12 protein-coding genes are annotated in these 15,712 nt (G+C 65.1%); 5 read left to right on the forward strand and 7 right to left on the reverse strand.

Going from position 1 to position 15,712, the window contains the following annotated elements; translation table 11 throughout:
- Positions 1 to 63 precede the first annotated feature (63 nt).
- Positions 64 to 999, reverse strand: coding sequence for an LLM class flavin-dependent oxidoreductase (locus tag AAC640_RS03775; RefSeq protein WP_340264730.1), 936 nt, complete (start codon positions 997 to 999; stop codon positions 64 to 66).
- A 181-nt stretch (positions 1,000 to 1,180) separates the two neighbouring features.
- Entirely contained in the window at positions 1,181 to 2,998 is a 1,818-nt protein-coding gene (typA, locus tag AAC640_RS03780; RefSeq protein ID WP_340264731.1) for a translational GTPase TypA, read from the reverse strand.
- 179 nt (positions 2,999 to 3,177) lie between these two features.
- Here typA and AAC640_RS03785 point away from each other — a divergent pair, with 179 nt between their 5' ends.
- The 3 genes from AAC640_RS03785 (at position 3,178) to AAC640_RS03795 (ending at position 5,753) form a co-directional block, all read left to right on the forward strand.
- On the forward strand, positions 3,178 to 3,657 hold the full coding sequence (locus tag AAC640_RS03785) for a DUF4142 domain-containing protein (protein ID WP_340264732.1): 480 nt from the start codon (positions 3,178 to 3,180) through the stop codon (positions 3,655 to 3,657).
- 99 nt (positions 3,658 to 3,756) lie between these two features.
- The gene (locus tag AAC640_RS03790) at positions 3,757 to 4,974 is read left to right on the forward strand and encodes a toxic anion resistance protein (RefSeq protein WP_340264733.1); all 1,218 of its coding nucleotides are present in this window, start codon (positions 3,757 to 3,759) and stop codon (positions 4,972 to 4,974) included.
- 68 nt (positions 4,975 to 5,042) lie between these two features.
- Positions 5,043 to 5,753, forward strand: a complete 711-nt coding sequence (locus AAC640_RS03795; RefSeq protein ID WP_340264734.1) for a hypothetical protein — start codon at positions 5,043 to 5,045, stop codon at positions 5,751 to 5,753.
- Between the two features lie 164 nt (positions 5,754 to 5,917).
- Here the strand turns inward: AAC640_RS03795 and AAC640_RS03800 are convergent, their stop codons facing one another.
- The 3 genes from AAC640_RS03800 to prfB all read right to left on the reverse strand — a co-directional run bounded on the left by AAC640_RS03800 (position 5,918) and on the right by prfB (position 8,205).
- Positions 5,918 to 6,229, reverse strand: a complete 312-nt coding sequence (locus AAC640_RS03800) for a PilZ domain-containing protein (RefSeq protein WP_340264735.1) — start codon at positions 6,227 to 6,229, stop codon at positions 5,918 to 5,920.
- Between the two features lie 111 nt (positions 6,230 to 6,340).
- A complete protein-coding gene (locus AAC640_RS03805) occupies positions 6,341 to 7,078 on the reverse strand; it encodes a class I SAM-dependent methyltransferase (RefSeq protein ID WP_340264736.1) in 738 nt (245 codons plus the stop codon).
- Complete coding sequence (prfB, locus tag AAC640_RS03810; protein ID WP_340264737.1) at positions 7,078 to 8,205, reverse strand: peptide chain release factor 2; 1,128 nt, start codon at positions 8,203 to 8,205, stop codon at positions 7,078 to 7,080. The genes AAC640_RS03805 and prfB overlap by 1 nt, the downstream gene beginning before the upstream one ends.
- A 230-nt stretch (positions 8,206 to 8,435) precedes the next feature.
- Here prfB and AAC640_RS03815 point away from each other — a divergent pair, with 230 nt between their 5' ends.
- Complete coding sequence (locus AAC640_RS03815) at positions 8,436 to 8,816, forward strand: hypothetical protein (RefSeq protein ID WP_340264738.1); 381 nt, start codon at positions 8,436 to 8,438, stop codon at positions 8,814 to 8,816.
- 48 nt (positions 8,817 to 8,864) lie between these two features.
- Here AAC640_RS03815 and AAC640_RS03820 read toward each other — a convergent pair whose 3' ends face one another.
- Both AAC640_RS03820 and AAC640_RS03825 read right to left on the reverse strand, forming a co-directional pair.
- The gene (locus AAC640_RS03820) at positions 8,865 to 11,402 is read right to left on the reverse strand and encodes a penicillin-binding protein 1A (RefSeq protein ID WP_340264739.1); all 2,538 of its coding nucleotides are present in this window, start codon (positions 11,400 to 11,402) and stop codon (positions 8,865 to 8,867) included.
- A 53-nt stretch (positions 11,403 to 11,455) separates the two neighbouring features.
- On the reverse strand, positions 11,456 to 12,427 hold the full coding sequence (locus AAC640_RS03825) for an N-acetylmuramoyl-L-alanine amidase family protein (RefSeq protein ID WP_340264740.1): 972 nt from the start codon (positions 12,425 to 12,427) through the stop codon (positions 11,456 to 11,458).
- A 481-nt stretch (positions 12,428 to 12,908) separates the two neighbouring features.
- Between AAC640_RS03825 and AAC640_RS03830 the strand changes: the two genes are divergently transcribed.
- Positions 12,909 to 15,593: an Rne/Rng family ribonuclease gene (locus AAC640_RS03830; RefSeq protein WP_340264741.1), complete on the forward strand. Its 2,685-nt coding sequence runs from the start codon at positions 12,909 to 12,911 to the stop codon at positions 15,591 to 15,593.
- The last annotated feature ends 119 nt before the right edge of the window (positions 15,594 to 15,712 follow it).

Consider the following 15,712-nt stretch of genomic DNA (forward strand, 5'->3'; position numbering starts at 1 on the left):
AATGGTGAGGTGTGACCAGCGCAGACAACAGCAGCTGGGCTGGCGCGAATCGACCTCCCGGCGTCAGGCGCGGCCCAGCTCGAGGCTTTCGATGTGCGGAATCACGTCGCGAGCGAGGCGGTTCGTCTGGTCGAGCAGGTCCTCACCGTCCTTGGCGACGGGCAATGCAACGAATTTGGATATGCCCGCCGCTACATAGGTGCGGATATGAGAGACGATGACCTCCGGCTCTCCCGCCGCGATGATCTGATGCAGTTCGACGCCGGCACCCGCCCGCCTTGAAGCGAGGCGATCCCGCATCGTCGTAACTGCCGCATCATCGGGAGCGCCAATTCGGAAAGGCACCGTGGCGCCATAATGATCATCGTCGATGGTGCGGCCGGTCAAGGCGAGTTCGGCCTTGATCTCCGCGACCGTCTGAATCGTCTTGTCGACGCTGCTCAGTCCGCCGATCCATCCGTCGCCGGCAGCAGCGGTACGCCGGATGGCCGCGCGCGAGTCGCCACCGATCCAAAGCGGGATGGGGTGCTGCGGCCGAGGTTGCACGCCCGGGCCGTGATATTGGAAATGCACGCCGTCGAAAGCGACCTCCTGCTCCTCGAGCAGTGCGCGGATGAGAGCGATTGCCTCGTTAGCGCGCGCGCCTCGCTGTGCGGCGGAGCGTCCGGTCGCGTTCCAGTAGGGATCGTTGTCAGCCCCGACGCCGAACATGGGCAGCACCCTCCCCCCGCTCAAATAGTCGATCGAGGCGATCTGCTTGGCGACAATCAACGGCTCCCGGAAAGGGACCACGAGCGCATTCATGCCAAACCGCATTCGTTCCGTCCGCGCGGCGAGACCGGCCATCATCACGATGGGGTCGGGTGCGGGTCCGAGTATCTGGTCGGAGTGCCAGATGCTGTCGATCCCGCTTTGTTCGCAAAGGGCGATCCAGCGCCAGAGCACCGGCGGTGTGATCGAAGGCACCATGCCGGCACCGATCCCCACTCTAATGCTCATGCAGATCTCTAATGGGTTGAAAGGCGTTCCAGAACGACTGCTTACGGTAGCGCCGTTTGGCTGTCAAACGACCGACGGGAGCTTGGCGCCGTCCTCGTGGCGGCATCCGTCCGGCTGGCACCCCGACGAAAACAGGCCGGCGTCTCGCGACCCCGGCCCTATTTTCACGCTCACCGTGGCGTCAGGCCGCCTTGGCGCGGCTCATGCGCTTGCGCTCGTTCGGGTCGAGATAGCGCTTGCGCAAACGGATGGTCTTGGGCGTCACTTCGACCATTTCATCATCGTCGATATAGGCGATGGCCTGTTCCAGCGTCATCTTCTTGGGCGGGGTCAGGCGGACGGTGTCGTCCTTGCCGCTGGCGCGGAAGTTGGTCAGCGCCTTCGACTTCATCGGGTTGACTTCAAGGTCCTCGGGCTTGGCATTTTCGCCGATGACCATGCCTTCGTAGAGAGCTTCGCCCACGCCCACGAACAGGATGCCGCGATCTTCCAGCGGACCCAGCGCATAGGCATTGGCTTCGCCCGAGCCGTTGGAAATCAGCACGCCATTCTTGCGGCCTTCGATCTTGCCCTTGTGGGGACCGTATTTCTCGAACAGGCGGTTCATGATGCCGGTGCCGCGCGTGTCGGACAGGAATTCGCCATGATAGCCGATCAGCCCGCGCGAGGGCGCGGAGAAGGTGATTCGGGTCTTGCCGCCGCCCGAGGGACGCATGTCCGTCATCTCGGCCTTGCGGATGTTCATCTTGTCGACGACGGTGCCGGAAAATTCATCGTCCACATCGATCACGACCGTTTCATAAGGCTCGGTCCGGTTGCCATTCTCATCCTCGCCGAACAGCACGCGGGGGCGTGAGATGCCCAGTTCAAAGCCTTCACGGCGCATCGTTTCGATGAGGACGCCCAGCTGCAATTCGCCACGGCCGGCTACCTCGAAACTGTCCTTGTCTTCCGATTCCGTCACCTTGATGGCGACGTTCGATTCGGCTTCGCGCGCCAGGCGGTCGCGGATCATGCGGCTCGTCACCTTGCTGCCTTCGCGGCCGGCCATGGGCGAATCATTGACGGCAAAGCGCATCGACAGGGTCGGCGGATCGATCGGCTGCGCCTGGATCGGCACGGACACCTGCGTGTCGCAGATCGTGTTGGCGACGGTCGCGACGGTAAGTCCGGCAAGGCTGATGATATCGCCCGCCTTCGCTTCATCGACAGGCACGCGGTCCAACCCCTGGAAGGACATGATCTTCGACGCGCGGCCGGTTTCGATCACATTGCCGTCCATGTCGAGCGCGTGGATCGGCTGGTTGACCTTGACCGTGCCCGACTGGACGCGGCCGGTCAGGATGCGGCCGAGGAAATTGTCGCGATCGAGCAGGGTCACAAGGAAGCTGAACGGCGCATCGACGTCGAGCGACGGCGGCGGCACATGGTCGACGATCTTCTGGAACAACGGTTCCAGCGTGCCTTCGCGGCGCTGCGGATCCTCGCTGGCGTAGCCGTTGCGGCCCGACGCGTAGAGGACGGGGAAGTCGAGCTGCTCGTCATTGGCTTCCAGCGTCACGAACAGGTCGAACACTTCGTCCAGCACTTCCTGGATGCGCTCGTCGGGACGGTCGACCTTGTTGACGACGACGATGGGCTTCAGGCCCAGCGCAAGCGCCTTGCCGGTTACGAACTTCGTCTGCGGCATCGCGCCTTCGGATGAATCGACCAGCAGGATGACGCCGTCGACCATCGAGAGGATGCGCTCCACCTCGCCGCCGAAATCGGCGTGGCCGGGCGTGTCGACGATGTTGATGCGGATGCCGTTCCATTCGACCGAGGTGGGCTTGGCCAGAATGGTGATCCCGCGCTCCTTTTCCAGGTCGTTCGAATCCATCGCGCGCTCTTCCACGCGCTGGTTGTCGCGGAAGGTGCCGGACTGGCGGAACAGCTGGTCGACAAGCGTGGTCTTGCCATGGTCGACGTGCGCGATGATCGCGATATTACGCAGGGACATGAGTTGCCTTTGGGATGTCGTGTTTCCGGGCCGGCACCGCGCCTGACCAGACTATCGGGCGCGCCCCTACAGGAAATGCCGCGCTGCGGCAAGGGCGACAGCGGCGGGGTGCGGCTGGAACGACAGCGCCGGCCCTACGTTGGCGCAGGGTCCCATAAAGATGACAGGAGAGACTTGCCATGAAGTTCATTGCCCTGACGATCGCCGCATCCGCCTTGCTGGCCAGCGCGGCACAGGCCGCACCCCGATCCGACCGCCAGTTCCTGGCCGATGCCATGAAAGGCGACAATGGCGAAGTGACGCTCGGCCGCCTGGCGCAGGATCGCGGCGCCAGCCCGGCGGTGCGCGCCTATGGCCGGCTGCTGGTCGCCGACCATGGCCAGCACAAGCAGAAACTGGCCGCGCTCGGCCGGTCGCTGAACGTGCGCCCGACCAGCGCGATGACGCCCGACGCGATGAAGGCGGAGCGGATGCTGCGCGGGCTGCGCGGCCACCGTTTCGACACCGCGTTCAAACAGCATATGATCGAAGATCATCGCAAGGATATCGCCGACTATCAGATGCAGGCTAAAATCGCCCGCGACCGGTCGGTCCGGGCGATGGCGACCGCCACGATTCCCACGCTGCGCAAGCATCTGGACCGCGCCCGCGCGCTGTGAGGCGAACTCGCCTGTCAATCGCGACCGGCCGTCATCTTGTGCTTTGCTGTTATAGTGACATATAACAGCAAAGCCGCAGACACGCCTTCGGGAGATGACATGGCCAGCACCGCGCCCACGACGACCGCCACCGCAGACGCGCTGAACCTGACGCCGCCCGACCCCGTGCCTCCGGTCGCGCCCGACCGGGCGGCGGGCCTGGTTCCGCTGGATGATGAACAGCGATCCAAACTCGACGAAAAGGTCGACGCCTTCATCGACGACCTGGTCGCGCAGGACGCCAACTCTCCCGAATTCGGCGCCCGCGTGGACCAGCTCACCAATATGGGCCGCAAGGAAATCGCCGAGGCGGCCGGGCACTCCAACCGCTTCCTCGACCGGCCGGTGCGCGCGATGGACAGCGACAACAAGGTCGGCGTTGACCTAGCCGAACTGCGGCGCACGGTGGAAGATCTCGACCCCGGCAAGCGCGGCAGCCTGACCGCGCCCAGGAAGCTGTTCGGCCTCATCCCCTTCGGCAACAGGATGCGCGACTATTTCGACAGCTACAAAAGCGCGCAGAGTCACATCAATGCGATCCTGAACAGCCTCGCCAGCGGCAAGGACGTGCTGACCAAGGACAATGCCGCCATCGATGTCGAGCGGCAGAATATGTGGGCCGCCATGGGGCGCCTCGAACAGATGATCCACATCTCGAAGACGTTGGACGCCCGGCTTGAGGCGAAGGCGCTCGAACTGGATGCGACCGATCCCGCCAAGGCGAAGGCGATCCGCGAAAGCGCGCTCTTCTACATCCGCCAGCGCACGCAGGATCTGCTGACGCAGATGGCTGTGACCGTGCAGGGCTATCTCGCGCTCGACCTCGTCAAGAAAAACAATGTCGAGCTGGTGAAAGGCGTCGACCGCGCCAGCACCACCACCGTCGCCGCGCTGCGAACCGCCGTCACCGTAGCGCAGGCGCTGGTCGGGCAGAAGCTGGTGCTGGAACAGATTACCGCACTCAACACGACCACCGCCAACATGATCGATTCGACCGGCGAGATGCTGAAAAGCCAGACCGCCGCGATCCACGAGCAGGCGGCATCCAGCACCATTCCGATCGAAACCCTGCAGCGCGCGTTCCAGAATATCTACGACACGATGGACAGTATCGACACGTTCAAGGCCAAGGCGCTGGAGAATATGAAGACGACGGTGAATACGCTGTCGAACGAGGTGGAAAAGTCCAAAGGCTATATCGCCCGCGCCGAAGGTCAGGCCCAGGCGGCCAACCAGACCCGCGCCGACAATCCACTGCTGAGCGCGCTGGAGGCGTGACGGATGGGCGCGAGACATTCCCCCACCCCGGACCTGTCGCTGCCCCGATGGCCTTGGCCACGCTCGGCATGACCCGCTCCGACCGCGTTCTCGCCGATGCCGAAGCGGTGCTGCGCCGCCATTCGGAACGTGGCCGCAGCCTGTCCGCCCGCACCCGCCAGCGGCGCAACGCGGCGCTGATGCGCAAGCTCAAATATAGCGCCTGGGCCGTCGCGGCGGTGCTGATCGCCAGCATCATCGCGGGTTTTATAACACCGCTGGGCACGACTGGCGTCATGATCGCGCTCGGGGCGATGATCGCTGCGTTGCTGCTGATCCTCACCCTGCCGACCGAACGCGCGGTCCGGACGGAGGCGCTTGCCGCAACCCCGCTGCCCGCGCTGCCCTTGCAGACCGAAATCTGGCTCGACCATCAACGCAAGGCCCTGCCCGCGCCCGCCGTCACGCTGGTCGACAGCATCGGCGTCAAGCTGGAGACGCTGGCCCCGCAGCTTGAGCGGCTGGGCGAGCAGGAGCCCGCCGCCCAGGATATCCGCAGACTGCTGGCCGACCATCTGCCCGAACTCGTCACCGGCTACCAGTCCATCCCCGCGCCGCTACGCCGACAGGAGCGCAACGGCCGCGTGCCTGAACAGCAACTGGTCGAGGGGCTGGGCGTGATCGATGCCGAATTGTCGCGGGTGAGCGAGACTCTGGCGACCGGCGATCTTGACAAGCTGGCGGTGCAGAACCGCTTCCTGGAACTCAAATATCAGGAAGCCAGGGAACTGGGGACCTAGAACATAATCCACCTGACGCTCATCATCGTCGATTTCCTGACCGGCCTGCTCGTGGCTGGCGCCTGGGCGCTGGCGTCGGCGGGCGTGGCGATCGCGGCTGTGTTGGGCGGGGGCCTGCTTGGCGCCTGCGCCTTTCGCAGATGGCGCCGCCGCGGCAGCTGAAGTCAGGCGCCGGCTATCAGCGCGTCGGTCTGTGCTTGCGTCAACGGCTGGCTGAACTGGATGCCGAACCGCTTGCCCTTTGCCCACATCACCCGGCCGCTCGTTGCCAGGCCTGGCGCGCCGACATTGACATAATGGCCAGGCGCGGGCGGGGTTTCGCAATGAACGAGCGCACCCGAGCAGGACAGGTCCAGAAAATGGGCGCGCACCTCGGTCCCGCCGAAACTGAGCGTAACCGGCTCAAACATCTTGCGCCGCGCGGCATGGCGCCGCTGCATCATATTGGCCGCCATGGAACCGGATTGGTCGGTCATATCAGCCTCTCCCCCGAAGCCATTCCATCACCTAAACGTCAAAACCACCCGGAAGAACAGGGTTGGCGCGCCATTAACCTTGTTTCAGCGGGAAGGTAAGACCTTCCCCGATCATTTGTCGAAGTGCAGGGCGCAAGGAACGATGGCGTCGGGCGCAGGCCGCGCGACGGCACGCCGGAAGCGCGCGAAATAGCCCCCCGCCGTGGGCTTGGGCACCAGTTCCTCCATGCGAAAGCCGACGGCGGCCAGTTCGCACGCGAGCAGTCGCGGCGGCGTGCCATGCTGCTCGGTCGGCCGGTTGGCATCCACCACGATCAGTTCGCCGTTGCGCTTGAGCGCCGGGCTGAGATGCCACAGAAACGCATAGGGTTCGGCGATTTCGTGATACATATGGACCATGAAGATGCGGTCGAAGCTGTTTTCCGGCAGCTTGGGGTCTTCCGCCGCGCCCAGCCGCACGCTGACATTGCGCCAATCCTCGCGCGTGATGCGGCGGGACAGCGCCTCGATCACCTCGGGCATGATGTCCTCGGCGAGCACCCGGCCCCTGCCCCCCACCCGCTTGGCGAGCCGCACGGTATAATAGCCTTCGCCCGCGCCGATGTCGGCCACCGTCATGCCTGGACGGATACCCGCGCGGCCCATGATGTCGTCCGCCTCGTTGACGCGATCGCGCGCCTCCTCGCTTGACCAGCGGGTCGACACGACCGGCGCCACCGGCCTGTCCGCGCGGGGAAAATCCCTCGCCCCCGGCGGCCGATCGTCGTCCTTGCGGGACAAGGGACCGCAGCCGGCCAGCAGGAGCAGCGAAGCCGCCAGCGCCGCGCCCCCTGCCCGGCCGTGCCTCATCAGTCGACATCCTCCACATCGACCTTCTCGCCCGTGACCTTCTGGCTGAGCGCGGCCGCCATGAACGGGTCGAGCGCGCCGTCCAGCACGTCGTCGGGCGAGGTGGAGGTGACGCCGGTGCGCAGGTCCTTCACCAACTGATAGGGCTGGAGCACGTAGGACCGGATCTGGTGGCCCCAGCCGATCTCCGTCTTGGCCTGATAGTCGGTCGAGGCGGCTTCCTCGCGGCGGCGCAGTTCGGCCTCGTAGAGGCGCGCCTTCAGCATGTTCATGGCCGTCGCGCGGTTCTTGTGCTGCGACCGGTCATTCTGCGACGCGACGATGATGCCCGAGGGCACGTGGGTGATGCGGACCGCGGAATCGGTCGTGTTGACGTGCTGCCCGCCCGCGCCGGACGCGCGATAGGTATCGATCTTCAGGTCGCTTTCCTTGACCTCGATATCGATGTCGTCGTCGATCACCGGATAGACCCAGACCGACGAGAAGCTGGTATGGCGTCGGGCCGAACTGTCATAGGGGCTGATGCGGACCAGGCGATGCACGCCGCTTTCGGTCTTGGCATAGCCATAGGCATTTTCGCCCTTGAACAGGAAGGTCGCCGACTTGATGCCGGCCTGGTCGCCCGCCTGATAGTCGACCAGTTCCACCTTGTAGCCGCGCCGCTCCGCCCAGCGGCGATACATGCGGCTCAGCATCTCCGCCCAGTCCTGGCTTTCCGTGCCGCCGGCGCCCGCGTGGATTTCCAGATAGGTGTCGCTGGCGTCGGCCTCGCCGGCGAGCAGCGCCTTGATCTTGTCCTCGTCCGCCCGGTCGGCCAGCGCCTTGAGCGACGCAATGGCCTCACTGACCATATCCTCGTCGCCCTCGGCCTCCGCCATTTCGATAAGTTCGGCGGTGTCGGTCTTTTCGCTGTCGATCGCACGCGTCGCGCCGATCGCAGCCTCCAGCCGCGTGCGCTCGCGCATGACATCCTGCGCCATTTTCTGGTTGTCCCACAGCGTCGGGTCCTCGACGCGGGCATTGAGTTCGTCCAGACGCCGCAGCGCCCGGTCCCAATCCAGAAAGCGGCGCAACAGGTCCAGCGCGGCGTCGATGCGGTCGATATGTTGCTGCGCTTCGGCGCGCATGGGAAGTCTCCAGAAATCTCGCGTCTTGGCGTCCGGCAGAGGAACGCATCAAACGCCCGCCCCTATCCGAGGCTGGCATGTTTGGAAAGTGACTATACTGTTCCTCCCCTGCAAGGGGATGCGCGACAAGGCGGAGGTGGTGGCAGGGAAAAGCGCCATTTCGCAACATTGCATGTCACATGTCGGCGGAACCGGCTATTTGACATTTCGAACAAGCTCGGGTGGGAATTATGTTCAGCTTTTCCTATGATGCCGGCCGCGTGCTGCTTACCGTTGTGCAGCAAGGCTATTGGACCATCGACGAGTTCCGGGATTATGAGCGGCAATTCTACGTGCATCACCGGACGATACTCCAAACCCGGAAAAGCTACCGGACCATCGCCGACTGTCGCGACTATCCCGTTCAGTCCCCTGAAGTCAGCGTCGCGTTCGAGGCGCTTTTTCAGGTGTTGATGGCGGAAAACAAAGGGCCTTATGCCATCATAATCGCTTCGGCGCTCAACAAGATCCAGGCCCGGCGCGTCATCCCCTACAGCCATGTCGAGCTATTCTCGAAGGATGAATGGGACAAGGCAATGCAATGGCTGTTCGAGGAAGGCAGCCTGCCCTGATCCCCAAGTGCCGGGCAGACCTTGATTGGGCGCGCGTCTTCGACGCGCTCAATAAATGCCGCCCTGTTCCTGCAGGAAGTCGCTGTCGGTTCGCAGCCGCGCCTGCGTACTCGCCTCGTGCCGTTGCGCTGCCTGCTCCTGCGCGGCGACCTCTTCCTTGCGGATCGACCGGCGCGGTTCCGTCTCGGGCTTGAAGGCTTCCCAGATCACCGCGGGCTTGGGCTCATCGGTCGGCCAGACGCCATAGACCCGCTTGCCCGACCGACGGTCGATCGTCACCATGCGAATGCCGGCCGGCGCTACGAACGGCGTCTTGGGCATGGTTTCCAGATAAGGCGCCATCGCCGCTTTCCAGATCGGCGCGGCGACCCGGCCACCCTGTGCCCAGCCGCCGAGGCTGCGCGGCTGGTCGTAGCCCAGATAGACGCCGGCGATGACATCGGGTGATCCCCCCACGAACCAGACGTTGGTCGGGCCATTGGTCGTGCCGGTCTTGCCGAACAGCGGCCGGTTGAGGTCGGACAGGATCGTCGCCGTGCCGCGCTGGATCACGCCTTCGGCGATATGCACCACCTGAAAAGCGGTCATCGGGTTCATCACCTGCCGCCCTTCGAAGCCAAAGCGCGGCATCGGCTTGCCGTCCCAGTTCGCCAGGTTGCACCCGTCACAAGGGCGCCATCGGTGCGGCCAGATCACCTTGCCGCGACGATCCTGGACATAATCCATCAGCTTGGGCGACAGCTGCCGTCCCTGATTGGCGAGCATGGCATAGGCATTGACCATCCGCTCGACCGTCGTCTCGCCCGCGCCCAGCGCGAAGGACAGATAGGGCTGATAGTCGCCAATCCCCATCGCCTTGATGGTGCGGACCACGCGGTCCATCCCCGTCTGGCTGGCGGCACGCACGGTCATCAGGTTGCGCGACTGCTCGACGCCCCAGCGCATCGTCTGCGGCCCCGCGCTGCCGCCGCTGAAGTTGCGGAAGCATTTCTGGCCCAGGCCGGCGCCTTGATCAATGCAAAGCGGTCCGTCGACGATGATTGATGCCGGGGTCATGCCATTGTCGAGCGCGGCGGCATAGACGAAGGGCTTGATCGTCGATCCGGGCTGACGCATCGCCTGGGTCGCGCGGTTGTAGGAGGACAGGCGGTCGTCGAACCCGCCCTGCATGGCCAGCACGCGGCCCGAATGGACCTGTTCGACCATCATGCCGCCGGACACTTCGGGCACGTTGCGCAGCGCCCAGCCCGATCCGTTGCGCGCAACGAGGATCAGGTCGCCTGGCTTCATCGCCGAAAAGGCAGGGCCGCCGGTGCGCCGGTAGGGCAGTTGCGCGGCATCGGCCGACAATGTGCCGGTCGACCCGTCGGCGAAGCCGATCTCGGCCGATCCGCTGTTGCGGCTGATTACGGCCGCTACCTGCCAGCCGGCATAGTCGATGCCGACATAGCTCGCGGCCAGTTCGCGCTGCCAGCCGCGGTCCATGTCGATCCGGCCAACCGGGCCGGACCAGCCCTTGCCCGCGTCGAAGCGAAGCAGGCCGTTGCGCAGCGCGGTGGCGACGCCTTCCTGCAATTTGGGATCATAGGGGCTGCGCACCCACAGGCCGCCGGCATAGACGCTGTTGGGGCCGTCCGCCGCCTTTTCGCCGAACAGCTGGATCAGGCGCCGGCGCAGCTCTTCCATATAATAGCCGCCCGCGCGCGCGTCGAAGCTTGATCCGTGGGCCGCCACCGTGCCGAGCGGCTGGGCGCGCGCCTCGTCGCGCTGCGCCTTGCTGATCCAGCCGTTCTTCTCCATCTCGCCCAGCACCCAGTTGCGGCGTTCAAGCGCCCGTTCACGGCCGGTCGGGCTTTCCGGGCGGTAATTGGCCGGCCCCTTGGGCAGGATGGCGAGATAGGCCATTTCCGGCAGCGTCAGGTCCGCCACGTCCTTGTCGAAATAGGCGCGGGCGGCGGCCTGAACGCCGTAGGCATTGCGGCCCAGGAATATCTGGTTGAGGTAGAGTTCCAGGATCTGCTGTTTCGACAGCACCCCTTCCATGCGATAGGCCAGGATCATCTCCTTGACCTTGCGCGTGGGCGAATATTCGTCGCCGATCAGCAGGTTCTTGGCGACCTGCTGGGTGATGGTCGACCCGCCCTTGGCGCGATGGCCCGACCCGATCTTGATCACATAGTCGAACACCGCGCCCAGGAAGCCGGGGATGTCGACGCCATGATGTTCGAAGAACGTCTTGTCCTCCGCCGACAGATAGGCGCGGATAAGGAGCGGCGGATAGTCGCTATATTGCAGCTGGACGCGGCGTTCGCGGGCATAGCTGTGGACCGGCTGGCCGTTGATGTCGCGCACGATCGTGGGCAGCGGCGGCTCGTAGTTGAGCAATGTCGCCGCGTCGGGCAGGCCGCGCGCGAAGATCAGCCAGAAGAGGACATAGGCCGTGAGCAGGCCGCCCAGGCCGATGGCGATCCAGCGTACCCAGCGCCGGCCCCAATGGGGCGCGAGGCGCGCCCGGAGCGGCCTGGCGCGGTTCGCCAGGCGGGCGGCGATGGACGATCGGGCGGTATCGGGGCGAACCTCTTCCATGAGGGGCAGGCTCTAAGGTCAAAATGACGACAGCGCCAGTGCGGATCGACCGACTAGCGTTGGCCCAGAGCCAGCTTACGGGCGAAATGCACCTCGATCGCGCGGGCGACGCCCTTGGCGACATTGTCCCGGCCCTTGGGCGAGGCGAGGAAGGCGACGTCGCGCTCGTTGCTGAGATAGCCGGTTTCGAACAGCACCGACGGCATGTCGGGGGCCTTCAAAACCATGAGCGAGGCAAAGCGGTGATAGACCTTCCGAAATGGCATATAGGCCCCCGCCTCCCGCCGCAGCAACTGGGCGAAATTCGCTGAAACGTTCATGGTTTCGCGCTGCGTCAGATCGATCAGGATCGACGACACGTCGCCCGACTGGCCGCCCAGGTTGACGCCGTTCAGTATGTCCGCCCTGTTCTCCCGCGCCGCCAGCCGCGCCGCTTCCCGGTCCGACGCGGTTTCCGACAAGGTATAGATGGTCGCCCCTTGCGCATCCTTGTTATCGGCCGAATCGGCATGAACGGAAATGAACAGGTCCGCGTTCAGCTTGCGCGCGATCCCGTAGCGTTCCTGCAACACCAGAAAACGGTCATCGTCCCGCGTCAGCGCCACGCGGATCCGCCCGGCCCGGACCAACTCGTCGCGGATCGCCTGCGCCAGTGCGAGCGTCACATCCTTTTCACGCACGCCGGTCTGCGGGTTGATGGCCCCCGGATCATGCCCGCCATGGCCGGCGTCGATGACGACCAGCGGGCGGGATGCGTCGCTCGTGCCTTCAACCTTTGGCAAAGCGATGCCGCGCGCAACCGGCGGGATCGGCACGGTGATGCTGTGCAGACGCCTGGCCGGACGCGGCGCCATCCGCGCGGACGCGTCAAAGGCGATCCCGCCCGCCTGATCCCCAAGAACGGCGGCGGAAAGAGGGGGGGCGGGAACCAGCGCCAGTGACAGCGATGCGCTTGCCAGGGCAAGTCGGTGCGACATGCCGCGCTTGTGCCTCGCTGCGCCGCCGGCCGTCCAGTCCAATTTCATGCGCCAGTGACGCAATTGACCATTCCTTCATCCTTGACCGTCAGGATGGGGACTACCGGGATGAACGAGCCTGTGTGAAACAATATTTCGAGCAGCCGTTGCGAGGCTGCACTTTGGCTGCTACCCATTCATATTCCTGAAGAGGTTGCCCATATGAGGCTCAGCTTTCAGGAGCATTCACGACGGCATCGGCGGGCGCCTTATCGCCCGACGCCGATGCGACGAACAGGTTGACGCTGCATGAGGCATGATTTCCATCCCCCGCTGAACCCGGTTACGGGCGATGCGGCGTGGATGGTGCGGACCGGCGATTTGCCCGGCCCTGCCCAGGCAGCAGACGCGCAATTTTTCCTTTCAAACCGGACGATGCGACAATCCACGCCCTGGGGCCCGCCTCTGGCGGCGCGAACGCGCTCGTCCCTTCACTATCGCGCCGCGGCTACGCTCCATGATGCAGGCCGCCGGCGCCGGAGATTCATAAATGACAATGCGTATGCTGATCGATGCGCGCCACCGGGAAGAGACCCGGGTCGCGGTCGTCAAAGGGAACCGGATCGAGGAGTTTGATTTCGAGTCGGCCGAGCACAAACAGCTCAAGGGCAACATCTATCTCGCCAAGGTCACCCGTGTAGAACCGTCGCTGCAAGCGGCGTTCGTCGATTATGGCGGCAATCGCCACGGCTTCCTGGCTTTCAGCGAAATCCACCCGGACTATTACCAGATCCCGCGCGAGGACCGCGAGGCGCTGCTGCGCGAAGAACGCGCGCATGCCGAGGAAGAGGCCGCGCTGCGCGCCGAGGTCGACGATGACGAGGATCATCATGGCGATGACGGCGTCGAACTGGTCGAGGCCACCCATCATGAAGATGAGGAAGGGGCCGAGGGCGAAGCCGTCGAGAATGGCGACAAGCCCGGCCGCCGCGGCAAGCGCGGCAATGGCGACGATGCCGCTGACGAGCTGCGCCGCAAGCGCATGGCGCTACGCCGCCGCTACAAGATCCAGGATGTCATCAAGCGTCGCCAGGTGCTGCTGGTCCAGGTCGTCAAGGAGGAGCGCGGCAACAAGGGCGCGGCGCTGACCACCTATCTTTCGCTCGCCGGCCGCTATTGCGTGCTGATGCCGAACACGTCGCACGGCGGCGGGATTTCGCGCAAGATCAGCAACGCCGCCGACCGCAAGCGGCTGAAGTCGATCATCGCCGAAATGGCGCTGCCTTCGTCCATGGGCTGCATCGTCCGCACCGCCGGGCTGCAGCGCACGAAGCCAGAGATCAAGCGCGATTTCGACTATCTCGCCCGCCTGTGGGACGAGATCCGCGAGAAAACGCTCAAATCCGAGGCTCCGGCGCTGATCCATAATGACAGCGACCTCATCAAGCGCGCGATCCGCGATATCTACAACAAGGATATCGAGGAAGTGATCGTCGAAGGCGAGGAAGGCTATCGCGCCGCCAAGGAGTTCATGAAGCTGCTGATGCCCAGCCACGCCCGGCGGGTGAAGCAATATGCCGATGCGGTGTCGCTGTTCCAGCGCGCCAGCGTCGAGGATCAGCTGGCGGCAATGTATAACCCCGTGGTGCAGCTCAAATCGGGCGGTTATCTGGTCATCAACCCGACCGAAGCTTTGGTGTCGATCGACATCAACTCGGGCCGGTCGACCCGCGAACATGGAATCGAACAGACCGCGGTCGCCACCAACCTGGAAGCGGCGCGCGAAATCGCCCGTCAGTTGCGGCTGCGCGACATGGCGGGCCTGGTGGTCATCGACTTCATCGACATGGAGATGAACTCCAATATCCGCAAGGTCGAGAAGGCGATGAAGGAGGCGTTGAAGGACGATCGCGCCCGCATCCAGGTTGGCCGCATTTCGGGCTTCGGCCTCATGGAAATGAGCCGCCAGCGGCTGCGCACCGGCGTCCTTGAAGCCTCGACCCGCCAATGCCCGCATTGCGAGGGCACGGGTCTTGTCCGCACCGCCTCGTCCGCCGGCCTTTCCGCGCTGCGCATGCTGGAAGAGGAAGCAGCGCGTGGTCGCGGCAGCCTGATTACGCTCCGTGCGAGCCAGGAGGCGGCGTTCTACGTCCTCAACAATAAGCGCCGCGAACTGGACGAGATCGAGCATCGCTACGGCGTGCGCATCGCGATCCTGCCCGATGGCGAGGTCGAAGGCGCGCGCATGTCGGTGGAAGCCAGCGGCCCGCGGCCCGAACGCGTCGTCGAATATACGCCCCTTCCCCAGGAAGAAGATGATCTGGAGATCGTCGAGGAACTGGAGGAGGATGAGATCGAGGAAGTCGAGGCCGCCGCAGCCCATGAGGAACGCGGTGACCGGGGCGAGGAGCGCGAAGGCGGGCGCCGTCGGCGCCGCCGTCGCCGTCGGCGCGGCGGTCAGCGCGACGAACATCGGACTGAAGGCGAAGCCAGCAATGAAGGCGCTGAAGAGGCGATCGAGGCTGGCGATGAAGAGGCCGAGGCCGGAGCCGTCGCGGAGGATGATGCGGAGCACACGGCGGCTGTCGGGACCGAAGCCGAGGGCGAGGATGCGGGTCGTCGCCGTGGTCGCCGGGGCCGTCGCGGCGGGCGCCGTCGGCGCGAGGGCACTGAGGTCGCGGCGGAGCAAGCCGATGGCGAGAACGCCGGACAGCCGGTTGAAGCTGCCGAAACGCCCGAGGCGGCCGAAGTTGAGCCGCTAGCAGAAGTTGCGGAAGCGGCAGAGGAGCAAGCGCCCAAGGCCCGTCGCCGGCCCCGCGCGCGCAAGGTCACGGAAGCGCCCGAAGCGGTAGCGCAATCCACCCAAGCGCCCGCTGAGGTTGCGACCGAGGAAGTCTCCGCCAAGCCCAAGCGCACGCGCCGAAAGAAGGCGGATGCCCCGGCCGAAGCTGCTGAAGCGCCTGCCGAGGCTGCGGCGGAGGAAGCCGCCGCCAAGCCCAAGCGCACGCGCCGAAAGAAGGCGGACGCTACCGCCGAGGCCGAAACGGAAGCCGCGCCAGCGGTCGAGCCGGCAGCTCTGGAGGCGGCCGATGAAGCCGACGCCGCGCCGATCCCGCAGTCGAGCGAAACGGCCGACGTGCAGGCCGTGACGGCCGATGGCGCGGAAACAGCCGAAGCCGACGAAGAAGGCGATTCGCCCCGCCGTGGCTGGTGGCAGCGCACCTTCGGCCAGTAAGAGGGGCGTTTCGTCCTCATGAGCAGCGCCGCCGCCTTACCGGTCTCACCGGACGGCGGCGGCATGCCGTTTCAGCGGGGGTTCATCGCCCCCCATCTACCGGATGGTCGCGATGCATC

The organism is Sphingobium mellinum (assembly GCF_037860795.1).
Lineage (GTDB): Bacteria > Pseudomonadota > Alphaproteobacteria > Sphingomonadales > Sphingomonadaceae > Sphingobium > Sphingobium mellinum.